The sequence below is a fragment of the Pseudoflavonifractor capillosus genome (assembly GCF_016899775.1).
Lineage (GTDB): Bacteria > Bacillota > Clostridia > Oscillospirales > Oscillospiraceae > Lawsonibacter.
The window spans coordinates 88,856-107,392 of record NZ_JACJJE010000001.1 but is presented as its reverse complement, the minus strand read 5'-3'; the positions used below and the strand labels follow the sequence as shown (position 1 = coordinate 107,392).

The 18,537-nt window shown below is 48.3% G+C and carries 14 protein-coding genes; 2 read left to right on the top strand and 12 right to left on the bottom strand.

Annotated features, from left to right (window positions below):
- Positions 1 to 49: 49 nt before the first annotated feature.
- From prfH to H6B31_RS00475, 4 genes are read right to left on the bottom strand one after another with little or no spacing between them, the layout of a single operon-like run.
- Complete coding sequence (gene prfH, locus H6B31_RS00490) at positions 50 to 637, bottom strand: peptide chain release factor H (RefSeq protein WP_204896716.1); 588 nt, start codon at positions 635 to 637, stop codon at positions 50 to 52.
- Between the two features lie 8 nt (positions 638 to 645).
- Positions 646 to 1,746: an RtcB family protein gene (locus tag H6B31_RS00485; protein ID WP_243418777.1), complete on the bottom strand. Its 1,101-nt coding sequence runs from the start codon at positions 1,744 to 1,746 to the stop codon at positions 646 to 648.
- 50 nt (positions 1,747 to 1,796) lie between these two features.
- Positions 1,797 to 3,572, bottom strand: a complete 1,776-nt coding sequence (locus tag H6B31_RS00480; protein ID WP_204896714.1) for a vWA domain-containing protein — start codon at positions 3,570 to 3,572, stop codon at positions 1,797 to 1,799.
- Positions 3,573 to 3,575: 3 nt separating this feature from the next.
- Positions 3,576 to 4,637 carry an AAA family ATPase gene (locus tag H6B31_RS00475; RefSeq protein ID WP_204896713.1) on the bottom strand — a complete coding sequence of 354 codons (1,062 nt, stop codon included), beginning with the start codon at positions 4,635 to 4,637 and terminating at the stop codon, positions 3,576 to 3,578.
- A gap of 387 nt (positions 4,638 to 5,024) precedes the next feature.
- Between H6B31_RS00475 and H6B31_RS00470 the strand changes: the two genes are divergently transcribed.
- A complete protein-coding gene (locus H6B31_RS00470) occupies positions 5,025 to 6,038 on the top strand; it encodes a helix-turn-helix transcriptional regulator (RefSeq protein ID WP_204896712.1) in 1,014 nt (337 codons plus the stop codon).
- 5 nt (positions 6,039 to 6,043) lie between these two features.
- Here H6B31_RS00470 and H6B31_RS00465 read toward each other — a convergent pair whose 3' ends face one another.
- On the bottom strand, positions 6,044 to 7,378 hold the full coding sequence (locus H6B31_RS00465) for a hypothetical protein (protein ID WP_204896711.1): 1,335 nt from the start codon (positions 7,376 to 7,378) through the stop codon (positions 6,044 to 6,046).
- Positions 7,379 to 7,650: 272 nt separating this feature from the next.
- Between H6B31_RS00465 and H6B31_RS00460 the strand changes: the two genes are divergently transcribed.
- Positions 7,651 to 7,905, top strand: a complete 255-nt coding sequence (locus H6B31_RS00460) for a hypothetical protein (RefSeq protein ID WP_204896710.1) — start codon at positions 7,651 to 7,653, stop codon at positions 7,903 to 7,905.
- 153 nt (positions 7,906 to 8,058) lie between these two features.
- Here the strand turns inward: H6B31_RS00460 and H6B31_RS00455 are convergent, their stop codons facing one another.
- The 7 genes from H6B31_RS00455 to H6B31_RS00425 all read right to left on the bottom strand — a co-directional run bounded on the left by H6B31_RS00455 (position 8,059) and on the right by H6B31_RS00425 (position 18,458).
- A complete protein-coding gene (locus tag H6B31_RS00455; RefSeq protein ID WP_111996144.1) occupies positions 8,059 to 9,249 on the bottom strand; it encodes an IS256 family transposase in 1,191 nt (396 codons plus the stop codon).
- A 97-nt stretch (positions 9,250 to 9,346) separates the two neighbouring features.
- Positions 9,347 to 9,619, bottom strand: a complete 273-nt coding sequence (locus H6B31_RS00450; protein ID WP_204896709.1) for a hypothetical protein — start codon at positions 9,617 to 9,619, stop codon at positions 9,347 to 9,349.
- Positions 9,620 to 9,622: 3 nt separating this feature from the next.
- Positions 9,623 to 10,381 (bottom strand): hypothetical protein, encoded by a 759-nt coding sequence (locus H6B31_RS00445; RefSeq protein WP_204896708.1) that lies wholly within the window; start codon positions 10,379 to 10,381, stop codon positions 9,623 to 9,625.
- Positions 10,378 to 11,487: a hypothetical protein gene (locus H6B31_RS00440; RefSeq protein ID WP_204896707.1), complete on the bottom strand. Its 1,110-nt coding sequence runs from the start codon at positions 11,485 to 11,487 to the stop codon at positions 10,378 to 10,380. Before H6B31_RS00440 ends, H6B31_RS00445 begins: the two co-directional genes overlap by 4 nt.
- On the bottom strand, positions 11,484 to 13,871 hold the full coding sequence (locus tag H6B31_RS00435) for a dynamin family protein (RefSeq protein WP_204896706.1): 2,388 nt from the start codon (positions 13,869 to 13,871) through the stop codon (positions 11,484 to 11,486). Before H6B31_RS00435 ends, H6B31_RS00440 begins: the two co-directional genes overlap by 4 nt.
- 1 nt (position 13,872) lies before the next feature.
- On the bottom strand, positions 13,873 to 16,281 hold the full coding sequence (locus tag H6B31_RS00430) for a dynamin family protein (RefSeq protein ID WP_204896705.1): 2,409 nt from the start codon (positions 16,279 to 16,281) through the stop codon (positions 13,873 to 13,875).
- The gene (locus H6B31_RS00425) at positions 16,221 to 18,458 is read right to left on the bottom strand and encodes a dynamin family protein (RefSeq protein ID WP_204896704.1); all 2,238 of its coding nucleotides are present in this window, start codon (positions 18,456 to 18,458) and stop codon (positions 16,221 to 16,223) included. Before H6B31_RS00425 ends, H6B31_RS00430 begins: the two co-directional genes overlap by 61 nt.
- Positions 18,459 to 18,537: the final 79 nt, after the last annotated feature.

Below are 18,537 nucleotides of genomic sequence, written 5' to 3'. Positions count from 1 at the left end.
AAGTCATTTTACGACAAAATAGGAAAAAAGGCAACCTGTGGTACATGGCTCAAGTTGGTATAAACTCTATGCCGGTAAAACATTTATGTGCATTCCCACGCTCGAGCTGACTATGATAGCGCCAATTGATATTCTTTTCCTCCGCCTTTTTATTGCAGTTCTCCGCACAAATGACCGTTTGAAGTCGGGCAAGGGCCTTTCGCTTATTAGCATATTGACTCCGCTCCTCAGTACACACCACAGCCTGGCCCGTTGGCAGGTAGATTGCACGGACACCAGACTCGACCTTATTGACGTTCTGCCCACCCTTTCCGCTGCTTCGAAAAGTGTCAAAGGCAATTTGACTGGAATCGAACTTCTCCACTTTGGCAACTGTGCAGACACTAAAGTCAATGAACCAGTTTTTCCTCCTGTGCTCCGGCCGATAAGGGCTGCGGCAGGTCCACCGGACCGAACCAATGAAATCAGACAGATCCGCCTCAGTATAGAGCCGCACAGACCGATAGGTGCCTCCGCGCCACCCTGGAGATGTATCCAATACAGATACATCAAAGTTGGACTGGAGATAGGCGAGCAGCTTCGCGACGCCAAGCTCGCACTCAGAGGGTCCCTGGCCCGCGCTGATTTGATAAATCATACTTCACCTCACTTTTCACACGCCTTAAAGTTGTAGACAGGGCGGATATGCTCCTTAATCTCCACGGAGAGTCCTATCTGCGCCAAAATCTGCTCCATGGGTTTGTAGGCCATAGGGCTCTCGTCAATCGTGTCATGGCTCAGAGAGGAAGAGTAAATTCCATCCATCTCTTTTTTGAACTGGGAGAGCGTAAAGCGTTGCCGCGCCTCCGCACGGCTCATCAGTCTGCCGGCACCATGGGGAGCTGACTCATTCCACTCCCGATTGCCCTTTCCTACGCAGAGCAGACAGCCGTCACGCATATTCATAGGGATAATAAGCTGTTCTCCTTGCCTGGCGGATACAGCGCCCTTGCGCAAGACCATGCAATCCGCATCTACATAATTGTGGACCGTGGAGAAGGCAAGCTCCACATCCCATTTCATTCTTTTGACGATGTCCGAAGCGATGGCCCGCCGGTTCAGTTCGGCATAGGCCTGCACGATTTTTATATCGTGCAGATAATCTGCCATGAGCGCGCCCGACATATAGGCCAGTTCGTACGGGGTTCCTTCGGGGCAGGAGTCGAACGCAGCTTTCTGGTAGAAGTTCGCGACCCCTGCGCCGAGATTGCGGCTCCCGGAGTGGATAATCAGCCAAAAGCTGCCGTCCCTGCTTTGGTCCAGTTCAATAAAGTGATTGCCGCCGCCAAGCGTCCCAATGCATCTCATAGCCTTTTCTTCCTGGATATGGCGGGAACAATTTAGGGTCTTCAAATCGATTTGCTCAGAAAATCGATGTATTTTGGTGCGTAGTCCACAGCCGGCAGGGATCGCCTCGCGGATCGTTTTATCGAGCTTCTGCAGCTCCGGGCGTCTCCCACCCACCTTGAACACGGTCATACCGCAACCGATGTCCGGGCCAATCAGACCGGGAGCCACACAGTCGGAAATTGTCATGGTCATTCCCACGGCGCACCCCTTTCCGGCGTGGACGTCGGGCATGACGCGGATTTTGCTGTTTTGTGAAATAGGGCTTCCGCAGAGTGCACGGAGCAGGCCCGCAGCACCTGGGTCGATTTCCTCAGAGAAAACGATTGCGGTGTTGAAGCAGTTTTGTATGGTAATCAAATCATGTCCTTTCTTGATTGCACCGGGCGGCCATTGACCGCCCGGTGCAATCATTTCAATCGAAATACAGGGCCCTTGGGTATAAACGGCAGGTAACAGCCATGCGGAATCAGGTAAGCGTGCTCTCTGCCACGTAGATTCAACCGGTCGCAACCTCCGTCTGTGATGATCAGCAATGGTGCGTTCTCGGGGAACTTTGGATCGTCATCCAGAAGGTCAATTCCCGGCTGTAGAACCGTGCCTCCTCGGCCACGGACTTTTACGACTCCAGCAATCGCATCAGGTCGCATGATGCCCTGGTCGTACGCAGTAGCGTCACAGAACACAACCCGCACGTGTTCTACATCCCGGGCCCTACTGTAACTTGCGATGGCACCCAGTGCAGCGGCCAGCAGGGTGCGCTCCATAGAACCAGAGGTATCCAACAGGACACCAAAGATCCTCTGTTCAACAGGCTCCTCTGGACGATGCCACGCAGGCCGTGGAATGTCCGGGCAGGAGTTTTGGCGTCGGCTCATGCGGGAATAGGTTCTGTGTGCTTCCAGAGGTGTAAACTGCTCATCAAACCACCTTGCTAACTCGACATCCCACCGGATAGGCGGCCGGTCGATGGCGTGGATCTCCTCAACGAGGCTGGCAGGCAGATAGCCTCGGCTACGCTCCTCGTGATAGGTAAGGCCCTGTTTGAGAGCGTTCCGATAGAAAGCGTCCCGCTGAGTCCCGTCCAAACCATCCCACCACGTCTCATCGCCATAAATCATATCCCTGGGATTCATCGCCGTATAGCGCCGAATATCCTGGCTCAATTCATCATAAATGTCCTCCACAGATCGCCCATTGAGTTTGGGGTCAAAGAGGGCACCTTCCGGCATTTCACCGATACACATTTCCACGAGCCAGCCATTCACCACGAAATCGCAGGCAACGTTCCAGAGCTCTTGGTTACGCCCGTCACAGCGCACATCATGGCGCAGCGCCGCGTGGAGGAATTCATGGGCTAGGATAAAGCGCCACTCCATCTGTGTATAGTTACAACGAGGATTGATGTAAATCTCCTGAAGCTGGGGACTGATGGCAGCCACCTGGACCCCCATTCGCTTTACAGTATCCCGGTCATCAATGATTTGAAATGAGGCCGCTAAAGCACCCAGCAGAGGGTAGCTGGAGATAAACCAATCTCGTGCCTCACTCACGCTATCAGTATAGATGCAGCTCATCCGCTGCGAGGGAAGGCCCGCAGACACTCGCAGTGCGTCCTTCATGGAGGCCTGAAGGGAGCGCCCAAAGACAGCGGTAAAATCAATTCCGGGGTTTCGCTCCCATCGCATGTCCGCCCGGTTTCGAGTCATGGTTGAAAAGGTGTGCTTCATTGCGGATTCAGGGTGTTCTTTCAACCACTGGTATACCTGTATCTCATCTTTGACTGGGCATGAAAATTCGGTCTGAAATTCCGGAGGAGGCAAACCAATATGGCTGTCCTTCAGGAATTTAGCCACCACATAGTCGCACGCCTCATTCCAGAGAGGGTCATCTTTGCACTCTTGCGTGATATGTCCGAACCCCAAATGGAGCAGGCAGTGGCTGATTACATACTCCCATTCTCCGACCGATGCGGTGCGCCTGGGGTTGAGGTAGATGCCTGCGGTACTGGTGACATATGCCCAGTCCTCTCTTGACATAGGGTAGTCATCATCGCAGTGAATGCAGGTGTGATACAAGAGCATGAATAGGGGGCCGTTAGCAATCTTGGCCTCGGCCTGCTTCCAAGCAGGTGGAGCCAGTTTTTGCCGCCCCCCTTTTTCGCGTTTCTTACTGTGCTCTCTCATGACTCAACCAGACTTTCTCTGCGCCAGGGCAGGAAGTTCGCGGGAGGCATCAACGATGAACCACGCTGGCAGAGTAGCACTCCCATCATCGGAAGAAATCACCATCTGGGCAATCTCAAGGCTGATGCCGGCAAGTTCGGTTAGGAGAGCTTTTGCGTTCACGGCAAGCAGTTTGGAATCGCCTGTCAGTCCGCTCCGATTCGGGGGCAGCTCTTTCGCCAACCTGGCCCGAAAACTCTCGGCCAGGAAATAGAGCACGTCTCGATCCTCTGGCTTGTCCGGCCAGTGCTGCTGGCCACGCATGATTTTGCTGACCGAGAATTGATTTCGGATTTGCTTTACAAAGGCCAGAAAATGGGTGGCGTGGGAAGGTGTTAGGCAGCCGTTAGCAAGCACGGAAAGCGCCCGATCCGTGATGTCATCTCCGTAACTTTTGATTGCATCGCTGAGCATATGCCAGCTTCTGGGGGTGGAAAAGGGCTCTTCGGTCTTGGGCGGCTGGCTCCACAGGTGGTCGGGCCGACTGCAGATGTAGTCGTAAACGTACCGGTGAATACCGTGCTCCGCAGCCCACTTAAGCCAGATGCGGCTATCGGCGGTCATCTCCACATGGAACATCCGATTCAGAAGTGCGGAGGACATAGGCCGGGTGATGGCGTTGTCCTGAGCACGGTTGCCAGCGCCGATGACAATGGAGCCCTCAGGCAGGTGGTACTCACCAATACGTCGCTCCAGAATCAGGGAATAGAAGGCTTTCTGCACCTCCAGGGAGCAGGCGTTCAGTTCATCCAAGAACAAGCAATAGGGCTCATCTTTGGCAATCATTCTGGGCGGGCAGAATACACTGCGGCCGTCCAGGATCTGGGGTACACCGATAATGTCCTCTGGCGCTAGCTGACTGCCAAGCAGGGAAACACACACAAGGCCAACGTCATTCGCGAACTGCTCCACGATTGCGGACTTGCCAATGCCGGGCGCCCCCCAAATGAACACAGGGCGAACAGTGCCCACGTTCAGCAGTATGTCCATCAACTGCTTTTGGTCAACGGAAATTGCAAGATTCAAATAAGAAATACCTCCATTTTTTATGAGTTCTGCTTGAAATTCTATTTATATGCGCCATTTCCGATGTCTCCTTTCTCGGGATTTCGATGACAGTATAACAGAGAGGCATGACACAATGTGTCATGCCTCTCTGATTTGTAAGAAGCAGAAATAAAACCATTACGCTTTCTTTTAAGAAGCCTGTCCAGCAAAATCTTTGTGGTGAGAGGGCCGCAGGTTGGACAGTATAACCGTCCCACATCGGGATTGAACGAATTAATACGCTTACATTTCGGGCAGATGCGGTATACAGGGAATAAACTCATGATTGGCATCTCTATAAAACAATTTACATTTTCTTAAAATAACCGTATACTGAACCTGAAAACATAGGGTGGAGGAACGAAGATGGTAGATAAACAGTCAAAAAATGCTCGTGTATTGGATCTGTATGAACGTCTCTGCGCAGGGAAGGTCATCAATAAAGCCGAGGAGTCACGACGGTTCGGTGTGGATGAGCGGTCTATTCAGCGCGATATAGATGACATCCGCGCTTTTCTGGATGAACGTGCGGTCGCCGATGCGGGCGACACCAGGCGGGTCATCTATGACCGTCAGAGAAAAGGCTTCCTGATGAGCGGGTACCAGTCCCCACTCATGACCAATAGCGAAATCTTGGCGGTCAGCAAAATACTGCTGGAGAGCCGGGCCTTTACAAAAAAGGAAATGTCCCAGGTTCTGGATAAACTCATTGCCGGATGTGTTCCCGCAAAAAACATGAAATTGGTCACGGACCTCCTGGCAAATGAAAAATTCCACTATGTTGAGGTATCTCATCCCGCAGGGCTTCAAGAGAAGCTATGGGATATTGGAGAGGACATTCAGCTGCGGCATCTGATGAAAATCAGTTATACCAGGCAAGGAGGCAAATCCACGCCAGTAACCCGTATTGTGGAGCCTGTGGCCATCTTATTTTCCGAGTATTACTTCTATCTCAATGCCTATATTGTAGTTCTGCAAAGCAATGGACGATATATCCACAAATACGACTATCCTGCGATTTTTAGAATCGACCGTATTGACACCTACGAGCTAATGGAAGAGCGGTTCACTTTACCTTATGCGAACCGCTTCCAAGAGGGGGAGTTCCGCAAGCGCGTCCAGTTTATGTATGCAGGCAGCTTGGAGAGAATTCGTTTCCGATATACCGGAAAAAGCGTGGATGCCATTCTGGATCGGCTTCCAACCGCGAAAATCTTGTCTCAGGAAGAACACAGCTTTGACATTGAAGCCGAGGTTTTTGGGAAAGGGATCGTGATGTGGCTGCTCAGTCAGGGAGAGCGTGTGGAAGTGCTCGGCCCAGAGCATATACGGGCAGAGATGCGCGACACTATTTCGCATATGTTGGAGCTCTATCGCTGAGCAACTCAGGAGGCGATTTTGTCCTGCTGAAGGTCCAGTTTATCTAAGGCTTCTTCAGAGAGGCACGCACCAATCGTCTCCGCAATGGCTTCAATTTCACCGCAATAACCGCAAAAGGCTTCATATGCCCGAGAGAAGAAGGTATTAGCATGGGAGTTTACATCCTCTTGAAGTTCTACCATGACCTCGTGCATATTTTGAATCTCATACTCGGTTTCGTCATGGAGCAGGCGGGCAATCCCATTTAGAAGTTCACTTTCAAACATATCAACATTGTAGTCATGACTTTCAATGCGAATCTGATCATGAAAATAGCTGCGCTTATACATTCGGTAGTAATCAGAACTGTCATATAGTTCCTGGTCAAACTGCTTGCGCAGGTTGTCCTTAGCACGGCGAATCAGCTCCTCCAGTTCTGTAAAGGCTCCCTCAAGCACAGTGTCTCCGCCACACCACGGTACAAGCTTCTCCACAACACTGCCACAGCCTTCAGAAATGATGGCTGCATATCGCTCTGCTAATTCAGCTGAGGCGCAAGTTTGGCTACCTGGTGTAAAAAAGTCATTGGCCTGATCATAGACAGAATCGATTTCTCTCTGAACGGCATTTTCAGCTCTGGACTTTGAGTGGTAGAACTCGCCCTCCACGCTGGAGTCCCAGGATAACCACAAGTATTTTGAAAGCTGCCGGGCTTTCATTGCAAAGTGAAGTTTGCTGGAAAGAGGATTATGGCTGTCTGCAAAGTTGTCATATCCATTGGCAGCAGCGGCCTGCTCTGCGATAGAAATTGTTTTCTCAGAGATCGTTGTCGGCAGTTCGATCCCCTCAAAGGTGATGCCTGCTCGTCTGTACTGCTCCTCAGTAAATGCTGCCTCCATCTTGGGATACCCTATCCCAATGTAGTGAACGTTGCTGACGCGAATAGGTATCTGGAAAGAGACTCCGCAGAGATAGATCCTTCGCTTTCCACCGCGCAGAAACTCTGCCAGTTCTGCCTGATTAGTCGCGGTTTCGAAAACGTGTTTCAGCAGCTCTGGGTCATCAGAATGCTGTTGAATCAGATGACATTTCCGTTCATATTCGGCCTGTTGCGCTTCAGTCAAGAAGCCCGATGCAACATAATCAATCCCTAAAATGCGGCAAAGCTCCATCCTCACTTCAAAGCCATCGGAATGGTCGAGTTCGCATATATGTTCTGCCTGTTCATCATAGAAACAGTCTGACAGCCAGTGTTCTAACGTACAGTCAAGGAATGCCGTCACTACTTCTTCAAGATCGAAATTCTCCTGAAGGTCGCTGAGAGATTGGATTTCTTTTCCTTTGATTCTTAATGTATCCATTGTGTACCTCCACATAAGTTATTTTGTCCTATGCATATGGAAGTATATCATCCAAGAACGACATATTCTGTCATCGCAATTGCAATTACACTTTCCAATTTACAGAGGTGGGGGGGTTCACCTTCCGCCCCAGTTTCTGGTATAAAGCGTTCGACCTTGGCATATGCCCTTGTATTTCTTGGGCGAGATATTGCTTACATCTTCCTCCGCAAAATATAGCCAAGGGAACTTGGTGTTCCAATCATTTCTGCAACAGACGGCTGTGTGAACTTTTGCAAGTGGTAAGAAGAATCACCAGTGAAGTAATTGAAATTGATGGGAATAATATGGCGGTCCTATTCCCAGGCCAAACGGCTCCGAAGAAGTTCCTGCTTCTGCCGTCTCTCGGCGGTGGCTTCATCAGTCTTGGCACTCCGGATGATCAGATTATCAAGAAAAACGCGAAGTTGCTGCAAATGGATACTGCGCTGAGCCGGCGCCTAAAGAGCGCCGAAGAAGCATTACTGCCTTATCAGCAGTACCTATAAAATATGATTGCCCCCAAAGTATTGCCAATTGTCTGGCTATACTTTGGGGGCAATCCGTTAAGAGTCAAAAATAAATTGACTGTCTTTTATCTGCCGAAGGGGTGCCGTCAAGAGTTATGCGCAAATTTGTTTGCAGATTCTGGCTGAATGAAGTCAGCCAGCAATAGAGACGTCTTCCAGAGCCGCCTCTAAGTGCTTCATATTCATGTATTTTTTGTTGCCCCACTGGGTGCCGGCCACATGGCGCAGTCGGGCGCAGACCAGCATGAGGGCAGAGTTTCCATCGGGGAAAGTCCCCACCACACGGGTCCTGCGGCGGATCTCCCGGTTCATCCGCTCAATCACATTGTTGGTGCGAATCCGGGTCCAGTGCTCATAGGGAAAATCACAGTAAGTCAGCGTCTCCTCAACACTGTCCTCTACCTTCTTGGCGGCCTCTTTCAGCTTCATTTCCCTCAGTTGAGCCACCACAGCTTTAGCCTTTTCACGGGCGGCCTTCTTGCTTTCCTGGGCGTGGATCGCTTTAAGCATCTTGGCCACCAATTTTACTTTGGAGCGAGGAACAACGGAAAACACATTACGGTAAAAATGGACCGTGCATCGCTGGTATTTGGCGTCAGGAAACACTTCTCCCACGGCTTCCAGCATTCCCAGACACTTGTCCCCAACAATGAGTTTCACGCCGTCCAATCCTCTGTTTTTAAGCCACTGAAAGAAATTCACCCAACTGGCCTTGTCTTCTTTCATGCCCTCGGCAGCGCCCAAAACCTCACGGTATCCGTCCTCATTGACCGCAATTGCTACCAGAATCGCAACATTTTCATACTCTCCGCCCCAGTTGCGCCGCAGATAGATGCCATCCACATAGACATACGGATACTTGCCGCCCTGTAAAGGACGGTTCCGCCAATCCTCAATGTGGATATAGGCTTTCTTGTTCAACTCACTAATGGTAGCCGGAGATACCTTGCTGCCCCACAGGGCTTCCGTAATATCCTCTACCCGGCGCACAGAGACGCCTGCCAGGTACATCTCGATGAGGGCTTCTTCCACGCTGCTCTCCCGGCGGCGATACCGCTCAATGATGGCCGTTTCAAAAGAGACGCCCTTAAGACGGGGCACATGGAGCGTGACATCTCCGGAGGTGGTGGTAAGGTTCCGGTCATAGTGGCCGCTGCGGTAGCCCTGGCGGGCCTCATTGCGCTCGTAGCGGGCAGCCTGGGTCAGTTTCTCCGCCTCCTGCTCCAGCAGCTCATTCAGCGTTTCTTCCACGCTGCCCCGAACCAATTCCTTAAGCTGGCCCTTGATAACTTCTTCGTTTAGCTGTACAATTTTCTCGGACATGGTTTGCTGTCTCCTTTCAGAATGGTGTGTCGCGACTTCATTCTACCAGAGTTCTGCAAACCATGTCTCTCTTTATACCTTTTTCAATTTGCGCAACTTATCTTACCTTATCGCCGAAGGGACTATGTTTTATATAACTGTCCAATAAAACGATATACCGAGCAGCACGACGATAATGTGAAAAACGAATACTTGTTTGTATCGTTTGGTAAATTGCGCCTATCTGATCAAGATAGCTTTCAGTTTTTTTCTTATCGTTTATCATCAGAGGGAAAACCTTGGCTTGTGTAATATATACATCCATGATTCTCTCAGAGAGTTGCGACAAAGCTTCTTCTCGATCTTCATTTTTAATCCAAATATCGTCCATGTCTCAAATCTCACTTCGATTCATAAATCCCTTTAGTATCTCTGCATCTTGAGCTGTAACATCAGAGTATGTTTTCAACGCCTCGCGATAGACATCTGCTTGATCTTGGATAGCTTGTTTGAGGGCTAGGAAATTATCTGATAGTTCATCTGTAGCATCATCGAGTGCATTCTCCAAACGCTTTACCATCCCGCTCTGTCCGGCCTTAATCTCTTTCAGCCTTTCGGAGAGATCGGTCAATCGTCCAAGTGCCTCAGATATCTGCTCCACATGATCGTTCCCGGCTTTTAACAACTGATTGATATCGATAATCTCTTCTATCAGCCCATTTTGAAATTCGCTATTTTGCTTCTGATTAGAATCAATCACAGCCAGTAGGTCTTTACATTTCTGATCGATGCACTCGGTGATAGATGCTTGCATGACATCAAATCCCTTCATGATAGCCTCCATCGCCTTTCTGTCTTCCTGATGAAATGTTTCCATTGACTGATTCAAGACGGTTAGAGTGTCCTTTAAGTCTCGAAAGTCACTGCTCAATATTTTGAGGTTCTCGTTCTTTTGGCCACAAAGTTGCCGCCATTTGTTTTCCAAAACGTTTTTCGTATGGGCTACACCGAGCCAAAGAAAGAGCCCTCCAAGAATACTCCCGCCTATCCCCAGACTTAAGCGGAGTATCTGCTCCGAACACGAAATAGCCGCCACAAGGCCAGATAGTGAAAATAACACTGCCAGAGGGTAGTAAACAGCCTCTTTCTTCATACAAGGGTCACCTCTAACTTTTTGTACTTTTCATTCAAACGATGCTTTAATATCTTCGGAATGTCATCTTCAACGAATTCCTTTACAAGGTTCCACAACTCGTGCTCCAGTTCACCACCGCCAACAAAAGGCGATGGCAACGAAGCTGAAGGGACTTGGTACAATCCCTGATTCATCATGAGTTTTTCACGTAGTGCCTCTTTTAGTTCCTGTATACAAGTCTCTCGATCCTTTGTTTTGTTCCAAACTGCGAGAGGGGAGTTGTCAAAGACTTCGCAATACAAATCGACTGCAGGAAACAGTCCGCTCAGACGTTTGCTCGGGAAGGCTTTCGCTAGTATGGCTTCCGTATAATTCTCCCAAAGAGTTGGCTTTTTATATCGTTCAGTGGTAGAAAGAGAGAAAACCTCTTGCTTGGTATCAAGCGATAGGAAAGCATTCCCAAGTTCGAACTCAAAACACGTTTCTTTATAGTCAAATTCGAAGTCGGCCACAAGTTCCTTCAGTTCTAGTAACTCATTGATCGCCTTCCGGAACCACTTTCTTCCGAGAGATTCTCGCCAACTTAGGATCGGAATAACGTCTGACTGAGATCGTGCAACGATGACCGCAACCGGAAGTTTTTCTGCTTGTTCATAATGGAAACGCACGATATCGATTCTCTCCTGCGGATCAAAGTGTTCAATATCGGTACTCCCATATCGGCGTGGAAGATCCACCAAGACAACTACAATCGAAGCATCAACACCCTTCTCCCTGCGAATACTGTCGATCCACTGAACAGTTTTTTCTTTTTGGAATGGAAACTCTTCGAAAACGAGGAATCTTGTTTCAGAGACAGTATTAACTTTGAAATTCAGAGAACACTCTTCATCCAGAAAGCTTGGGAAATAGCACGATGTTCCAGGCAACATCCGGCGACTCTTTAGCCAGCAGGTCTCTCCATCCGTGCGCTGGGAATACTGATTTCCATACTGAAGCCATATTGTCAGTTTGCGCAGAACATCTATATCCTTATCTCCCAAAATCCAGCGCAGAAACTCGTAGCGAGAGCCGTCTCCTATCACCACCCAATCGGGCACCGCTTGCTGTCCACGCTCTGTCATGAGAATGCCTCCTGCAGCTGCTGTAGGAGGGAAGTCACCTGTTCCAGTTCCTCTGCGGGGACAGTGTCATTGCCTAGCTCTTGGTAAATTTTCCGCTCTTCATCAAGACGGTTGAGGATTTTTTGAAGGCCAACGTCCTGATACTGGTGTAGCCGCTCTTTTAATGTACTCATGGTTTCCTTCATCATTTGATCCAACTGAACGGAAGCCTGGTTGCGATACCAGAGGCTACAGTTTCTTCTCCAATCTGCCAGCGCTTTCTTTTGGGCACATTCCTTCATCTGCTGCTCTCGCTTTGCCAACTCAGTGCGTACTGCCTGCTCATTCACTTCCCTGGTAGCCAACTCAGCCTGCAGGCGTTCTTTTTCACTCTCAAAAGCCTTCAGACGGACTCTTTCTTGGTAGAGAAGATTCTGACGATTGATTAGCTCTTTCCTGATTTTAGCTGTCTCATCAAGATACTGCCGCTCGTATTCCTGATCTACTTCCAGCTTGGGAGGCCGGTCAAATTTCTTGCCAACCTGCTCTGCCCAATACTGAATTGTAAAATAATCCAGAAAGGAAGAAGGCACTCCACTGCCAGCTGCTGCCTTTTTAAGAGCAACAGCCGTCTCAGCCCCGGTCGCCACTTTGTTAATCATGTTGGTCGCTTTAGATATTCTCCCTGCGGTCTTATAAGTTTTGCTCATATTCTGCAGGGCAAAAATGGTATCTTTTAGAGCATCCCCTTTATTGATGATGGAGAGTGCTTTCTCGCTGGTTCCGATGGCTTTCGCAAGATTACCCACAACACCTGGTACATTGGCCATTCCTTTTATTGCACCGCCAATGGCACCGCCTGGAATCAACAAGAGTGCCCAGTCTGCAATGCCCCCAATAGTTCGTGCGATTTCAGACGGCTGCGCTTTTCCGTCTTCCACAGCTATCAGCCTGGGTGTATACTGCACTTTAGCATCGTACTGACTTTTGCTCGCTACAATTGCCTCCTCCAGTTCACGTAGGCTTGCTTGGAGTTGCTTGTATTCGGGAGAACCATCCATCTGCTCCAGTTTTTCGCTGAGTTCATCCCTATTCGCGCACAGTGCATTCAACTTGTCTCTTAACAATTCTGCCTCGTAATCTTGTTGGTGAATCAACTCCAAAAAAGAATCTGGAGCTGGAATGTCTATATCTTTCAGAGATAGTTCGTGTACCTTGAAATCATCCTGAATTCCACTCAACAGGGGATCGACGGCAAGGTTTATTTCCGCTATCACTTGCGAGAACAGTTGTTCAGAAACCTTGTCCATCAAGTTCCGCATGCTATTTGTATCCTGGATGTTTTCTGGACAGTTTTCTATCTGATCCACTGCATCTTCCAGGAGCATATAGGCCTTGTGGGTAACCCGGCCCTGGAGTTCGCCAGAACAGTGTCTGAGGTCATCATCCAGTCGCTGACGACGCTCCTCGATTTTCGTCTCAAAGTCTGCAATCCTTTGACTGGACAGTCGGAGTTTTTCAACTCGATCCCGTTCATTTCCTTCTTTGGCCTCCTGAAGCGCATCTCTCCGTTTCTTCAAAGCCTCAGTACAGTCTTTCCTCATCTCTTCCAGCTGAAACAGAGTAGCCTTTTCAAGTTCAGAACTGATCGACATTCCAACCTTCGTGAGGAAATTGCGTAAACTTTGAATCGCTTGAAACTCCTTCGCAGTCTGTAGATTGGATACATGAAAGCAATCAGCGTTTGGTATGCCAATCTTGTTTAATACACCTAAATCGCTCCGAACTACATCTTCTAGCGTTTCTTCGCTGGATCTTATCTCGTCACAGTGGGTGCGAACAACGGCTATCTCTTTTCCGCGGGCTTTCAATGTCTGCAACAGCTCAGTGTCTGTCGCGTGGAGAGCCTGTCCCGTCACATAGACAATCCGCGCTGCCAGGTCCATTGAACGGGCTAACAGTTGCTGGTGCCTCTGAATGACGGTATTGCTACCAGGGGTATCCAGGAGAATAAGACCCCTGGCAAGCAATTCATCCGGTAGAAAAACTTCTAGGTAGTCTAGTTCTATCAAGTCCCACTGACTGCCATTCTGTACGAGAGATTTCACCTCAACTAGGGGAATTTCGCGAATGGCTCCATCCAAATAGTGGAGCCGTGCTTTTTCCTTAGACCCGTAGCGGATATAGGTCAGTAACGGTGTAGTCTCTTGAATCCCAGTGGGCAGAATCGTCCGACCCAATACATTATTGATTAGATAGGATTTACCAGCAGAGAACTGCCCAATGAAGGCGACAAAGTATTGCGATTTTTCATAGTTTTCTTGAATAACGCGCAAAGACCGCCTGCGTTCTTGCCAATCCAATGTATCAACCGTCGCAAACAGAGCTTGAAACTGTTTCTCCATATCACAGTGCCTCCTGCTCTACATGATCATCCATCGCCTCTTTCAGCATTGCACACAGAGCAGTACCTTCATCAATCAGCGATTTTGCCTGTTCCTTCCAACACTGGTATTTTTCCAATTGGCGCTCGCGATCCTCGCCCTCACTTTGCAGTACCTCCATTATATCATCCAACTTTCTCTGAGCAGAGGCGATTTCTTGATCCAAGCTAGTATTTACAAGATCACGAACGGCGTGCAAATAATCTTTCTTTTTATCAACAAGGTACTGCTTGACTGTATCCTGCACTTCATAAATTGTTTGATCAACTTGCTCGAGAATATCCCTTCGCCACCGCTTGCATGCCCTTCTTGTCTTTTGCGCGATGTCTTTAAGATGCGTCTCCTGCAACTTTCGTAACTCTTCCTCACGCTTTTTTAGCTTTTCCTGGGCACGGCGGAATTTAAGCTCCTGTTCTTCGCTGCTCTCCTGAGGCTTTGGCATATTTTGCTGTTCCTCTTTGATTCGTCGGATTTCCTCGTCTACCTCTGTAAGCCGCTTCCGGTGCTGTTCAACTGCCTCGTCTCTTGCGCTAGTGTCAATATAGTCGGTCCATCGTGTGGCCTGTTTTTTTCCAAACAGCAAGTTACCAACCATTCCCAGTACACCACTCCGCCAGTGGCTGGCATCTACTTCTTTGGAACGAGTGACTGCCTCAGGAGCGACAAAATTCTCTTGAATGAATTGTTTGCTCTGGCGGAGATCTTTCAGTTCCTCCTGCTTTTCCTGTAACTTCCGCTCCATGCGGCGGGCCTGGATAGCACTTACTTCTGCTTGCTCTTTCTGCTGTTCCAAGTCGTTGATTTGATCCTGCAAGCATTTGCAATCAGCATCGAATTTTTCGAGATTCACACCGATGGACATATTATCTAAGTGAATCTTCGGGGACACAAACTTAAATCCTCGATCACCTGACACGGAATCCAACTGTTCTTCCATATCTTGGACATATGCCTCATATTCTTCCTCTGCAGCGTTCATAAGTTCTCGTCTCAAGGCATCATCCACACTTTTGCCTAATCTGGTAAATTTCGAATCTAAGAAGGATGGCAGATTTTCAACTACGGATTCAAAGTCCTCGGGGAGCACACTGGCATTCAGTTGGCTCTCGATGCTTTGGCGAACAGCATCCATCTGCCGACCAACGCATTCTTCTTGGTTGCGAATACAGATACTGACTTTTTGGTTCAGGGCAGGTGAGATGGATTTTCGATTCTTTTTGAGTTGGTTCAAGTTTTCTTCCAGATCTTCTTTCTGCTTGCGCAGCTCCTCCGCATTTGTCTGATCCTGCAGAAGCTGAATCTGGGTATCAAAAAAATCGCGACCTTGCACTATTTGTGTCACAGCGGCAGAAACCGGACCACAAAGCTGATCTCTGGATCTTTCCCCCTCAGTTAAATACTTCCAGAGCCGATCCTCAAATGCGCCCATCCGCGAGAAAGCCTCCAGCTCATCCCGGCGCTCCTGCGTTGTGACTATCTCGTTACCCAAGTACTCTGTTTCCTCAGAATCACGAGCTACCAGCGCTGCAAGCGATGAAACTGGCCATATTTTAGGGAGCTCCCTTTCATCAGGGAACTGTTGCTGATAGGTCTGCCGAAGATTTTGGATTACGCCATCTACTGTTTGGTTCTCGCTACTACGGATAGCGTCAATTTTGTTCATCACAAAAAAGATGTTGTTAGACTGATTTTTCAGTTGATGTAGCGTGTCAAATTCAGTTTTGGAACCCGGCTGTTCAGCGCGGAACATGAAAATGCAAGCATGAGAAGCTTTAATCTGCTGTTCTGTGATTTCCCTATGATACTCTCTCATACCGTTTAGGCCGGGACTGTCAACCAACATAACTCCATTTTTCAAAAACTCTGAATCCAAGAATAAATCGACATGATCGATGGCTTCCGCAACAGTCTTATCCCCGTTATCCCCATTTGTACTTACAAAACGCTCTAAGGTTGCGCGCTCTAAGTCATGGAGGTTTTCAATCCTGCCGTCACGAAAGAAGACTCTCCCCGTCGCACCTTCAGTTGCCTGATCGGTGTGACGTAAAAAATTAACAGTAGAAGTTGTCTCGCTGGTAAAAGAAGGTAAAATTCGTTTGTGCATCATCGCATTCAAAAATGTAGACTTGCCCGCGCTGAATTCCCCTACTAGAACAATGCTAAACAATCCTTCAGACACATTATCACACAATTTTATCAGTGGTACTGCGTCCTCTTCTTGCCCCCAATCTCTCAGTTGCTGGATGCAGTTGTTTAGAAATGTCAAGACACTTTCTTTCCGTTGATCGTACTGTTCCTTATATCTATTGTTCACAGAATCTCCTCCACTTCTTGCCGCAAGTTCTCCACTCGACTTCGCAAATTGCTCCATTCTTGTGTCTCCTGAAATATTGTTGGGCTATTCTGCAGACGTACTTGTTCGATCCACGCCAATTTCTGATTGAGTGCCTGTTCAAAGAGTTGAATTGCCCAAGGGATAAAATCTTTTCGAACATGTAGTAGTTCTTCTTTTATGCCCTCTATCATCTGATTAAGGACACTGCTATCACCGCAGATGAGATAGTCCTTTACCTGCTTACACAGGTTTCTTTTGTAAAAAGCCAAGAATTCTGCTGCTGCTTTTTTCTTATTCTCCTCAAGGACTTTCTTCTCCCATTTAATCTTCTCCTCCAGCTCGTTCACTCGATTCCTCGCCATTTCCCTTCGCTGTACAGCAGCAGTTGTATCTCCCTTAGCGCGTTCTGCGGCCCGGAGTGCAGCATTTCTTTGCCTTTCAAGGTTGGCAATCGTTCCGATGAATGTATTTTGAATTTTTGCCTTCTCCCGATCCCATGCTTGCCCGGCGCTGTCATCCCTAACAATTTTGGAGCGTGTAACTTCTTTAGGGCCGAACAGCCGGTCTAAGATACCCCAGCCACCTCGATATACGAGGTCTGTGTAATACTCCGTCCGTTCCTCGGCACGGGGCCGTGTGCCGAGTCGCTGAACCTGAGCTGCTTTCTCCCGCTCAGCCCGTTGTCTCTGACCGAGTAGCCGTTCTGCCTCACGTTCTTGACTTTCTACCTCAACCTGTGCCTTTAGCTGATCGCGGTCATATTCCTCGATCTTCTTTGACTCCGCTGTAATTTGATTTCTGAGTTTCTTGATTTGATCCTCCTGCTGTTGGAATTTCTCTATTTTTCGTTCCGGTAAATAAATATCTATACCTTCAAACGATACAGTTTCTGCCTTAATTCCGCTGTATTCCTCGACTCTTTCGCGAATCCGTTCATAGAGCACTTGTATTTTGTAGATATATTTTTCTCTCCAATCATAAAGCAACCCCTCCAATTTACTTTGCAGGTATTCTCCAAGAGATTCGCTCCAGTTTTCCAAATCCTCAACACGTTTATGAACATTGATTTCGTCGGCGATTACTTCATAAGACTCCGTCAAAGTCTGGTGCAAAGACTCAGTTTCCTCCCGGCGTATACCTTCGCAACTGGTGATTATAAAATTACCAAGATACTCCTCTTGCTGGCTCTTGCTGGCCAGAACTTTTTCGCGTAGGCGAATCATTTTTTCCGCATGTCGGCCTTCTTTGCTGCTATGATAAACCTCAAGCGCTAGATTCTCTCTACGCTTTACGCGCTCCAATAGGCTTCCCAACCATTGCTCAAGGGCCAAAGCCGTATCCCCAAACTGTAATTTCTCAAGATTTTGATCCTGGAATGTCTCTGATAGGATAGTGCGGAATTCCTCGAAATGGGACGCCTCGTATAACTGTTCCCGCGTCTCGTCAGTAAGCAAGGGGCTACTGTCATATAGCCTCTGGATGCTATTGTCGGCATAAGTTAGAGCCATGAGTGCGGATATACCGCAAATCGAGTAGCGTACATGATCATCGGAAGAAAATACATCGTTGTCTAGTATCTTCTTCTGTTCTGATAGTTTATCGGCAAGATCGTCCCCCTCTATGCGACTTAACTCGTCGATGAAATTCTGAACAAATATAAAATTTTTTTGATAATGTGATAGGTAGCGAATAAAATTTACGTCACTGTCACTCAGCCCGCGTAATTGAAGAAGATAAATACATGCATGAGCTTGCTGAACCAGTTCAACCGTCCGCTCTCGATGCCCTTCTGCGAGTCCGTTCAGTCCGGGCGTATCAATGAACACCACTTGATGCTTTGCGGGAAAAATCGGCATAAAAATCTCAACTGTTTTGATATCATTGATTACGTCAAAATGTGAACTGCTCTTTGTGGTGTATTCACGGAGTTCCTTAAGGTTCCCTAACTCAAGCGTTTTCCCGTTCTGGAATGTTACGATTCCAGTATGGCTTCTGGGGTCACTCTCCTCCGTATTGACGATGCGAGTAATAGCCGCAGTTGTCTCCGTCGTGGCGTGGGATAAAATATCCTGTCCTAAGAGTGCGTTGATAAAAGTTGATTTTCCCGAACTATATTCCCCAACTACTGCGATGCGAAATTCATTGTCCTCCAAACGATTTTTGAAATATTGAATCTCTTGAGAAAAATCTGCGATTTTCTGAAGGCCGTCCAAGTCATCGAGTACTCTTAGTACGCTTAGGCATTTCTGTTTTATACTTGACAAGTGAAGATGCTCCTTTCTCCGAAATATC

Bases quoted from the DNA above. Each gene is read 5' to 3' on its own strand.
- H6B31_RS00430 (WP_204896705.1), bottom strand. From the start codon at position 16,281: ATGGAGCAATTTGCGAAGTCGAGTGGAGAACTTGCGGCAAGAAGTGGA.
- prfH (WP_204896716.1), bottom strand. From the start codon at position 637: ATGATTTATCAAATCAGCGCGGGCCAGGGACCCTCTGAGTGCGAGCTT.
- H6B31_RS00455 (WP_111996144.1), bottom strand. From the start codon at position 9,249: ATGTCCGAGAAAATTGTACAGCTAAACGAAGAAGTTATCAAGGGCCAG.
- H6B31_RS00440 (WP_204896707.1), bottom strand. From the start codon at position 11,487: ATGACAGAGCGTGGACAGCAAGCGGTGCCCGATTGGGTGGTGATAGGA.
- H6B31_RS00480 (WP_204896714.1), bottom strand. From the start codon at position 3,572: ATGAGAGAGCACAGTAAGAAACGCGAAAAAGGGGGGCGGCAAAAACTG.
- H6B31_RS00450 (WP_204896709.1), bottom strand. From the start codon at position 9,619: ATGGACGATATTTGGATTAAAAATGAAGATCGAGAAGAAGCTTTGTCG.
- H6B31_RS00435 (WP_204896706.1), bottom strand. From the start codon at position 13,871: ATGGAGAAACAGTTTCAAGCTCTGTTTGCGACGGTTGATACATTGGAT.
- H6B31_RS00465 (WP_204896711.1), bottom strand. From the start codon at position 7,378: ATGGATACATTAAGAATCAAAGGAAAAGAAATCCAATCTCTCAGCGAC.
- H6B31_RS00470 (WP_204896712.1), top strand. From the start codon at position 5,025: ATGGTAGATAAACAGTCAAAAAATGCTCGTGTATTGGATCTGTATGAA.
- H6B31_RS00445 (WP_204896708.1), bottom strand. From the start codon at position 10,381: ATGAAGAAAGAGGCTGTTTACTACCCTCTGGCAGTGTTATTTTCACTA.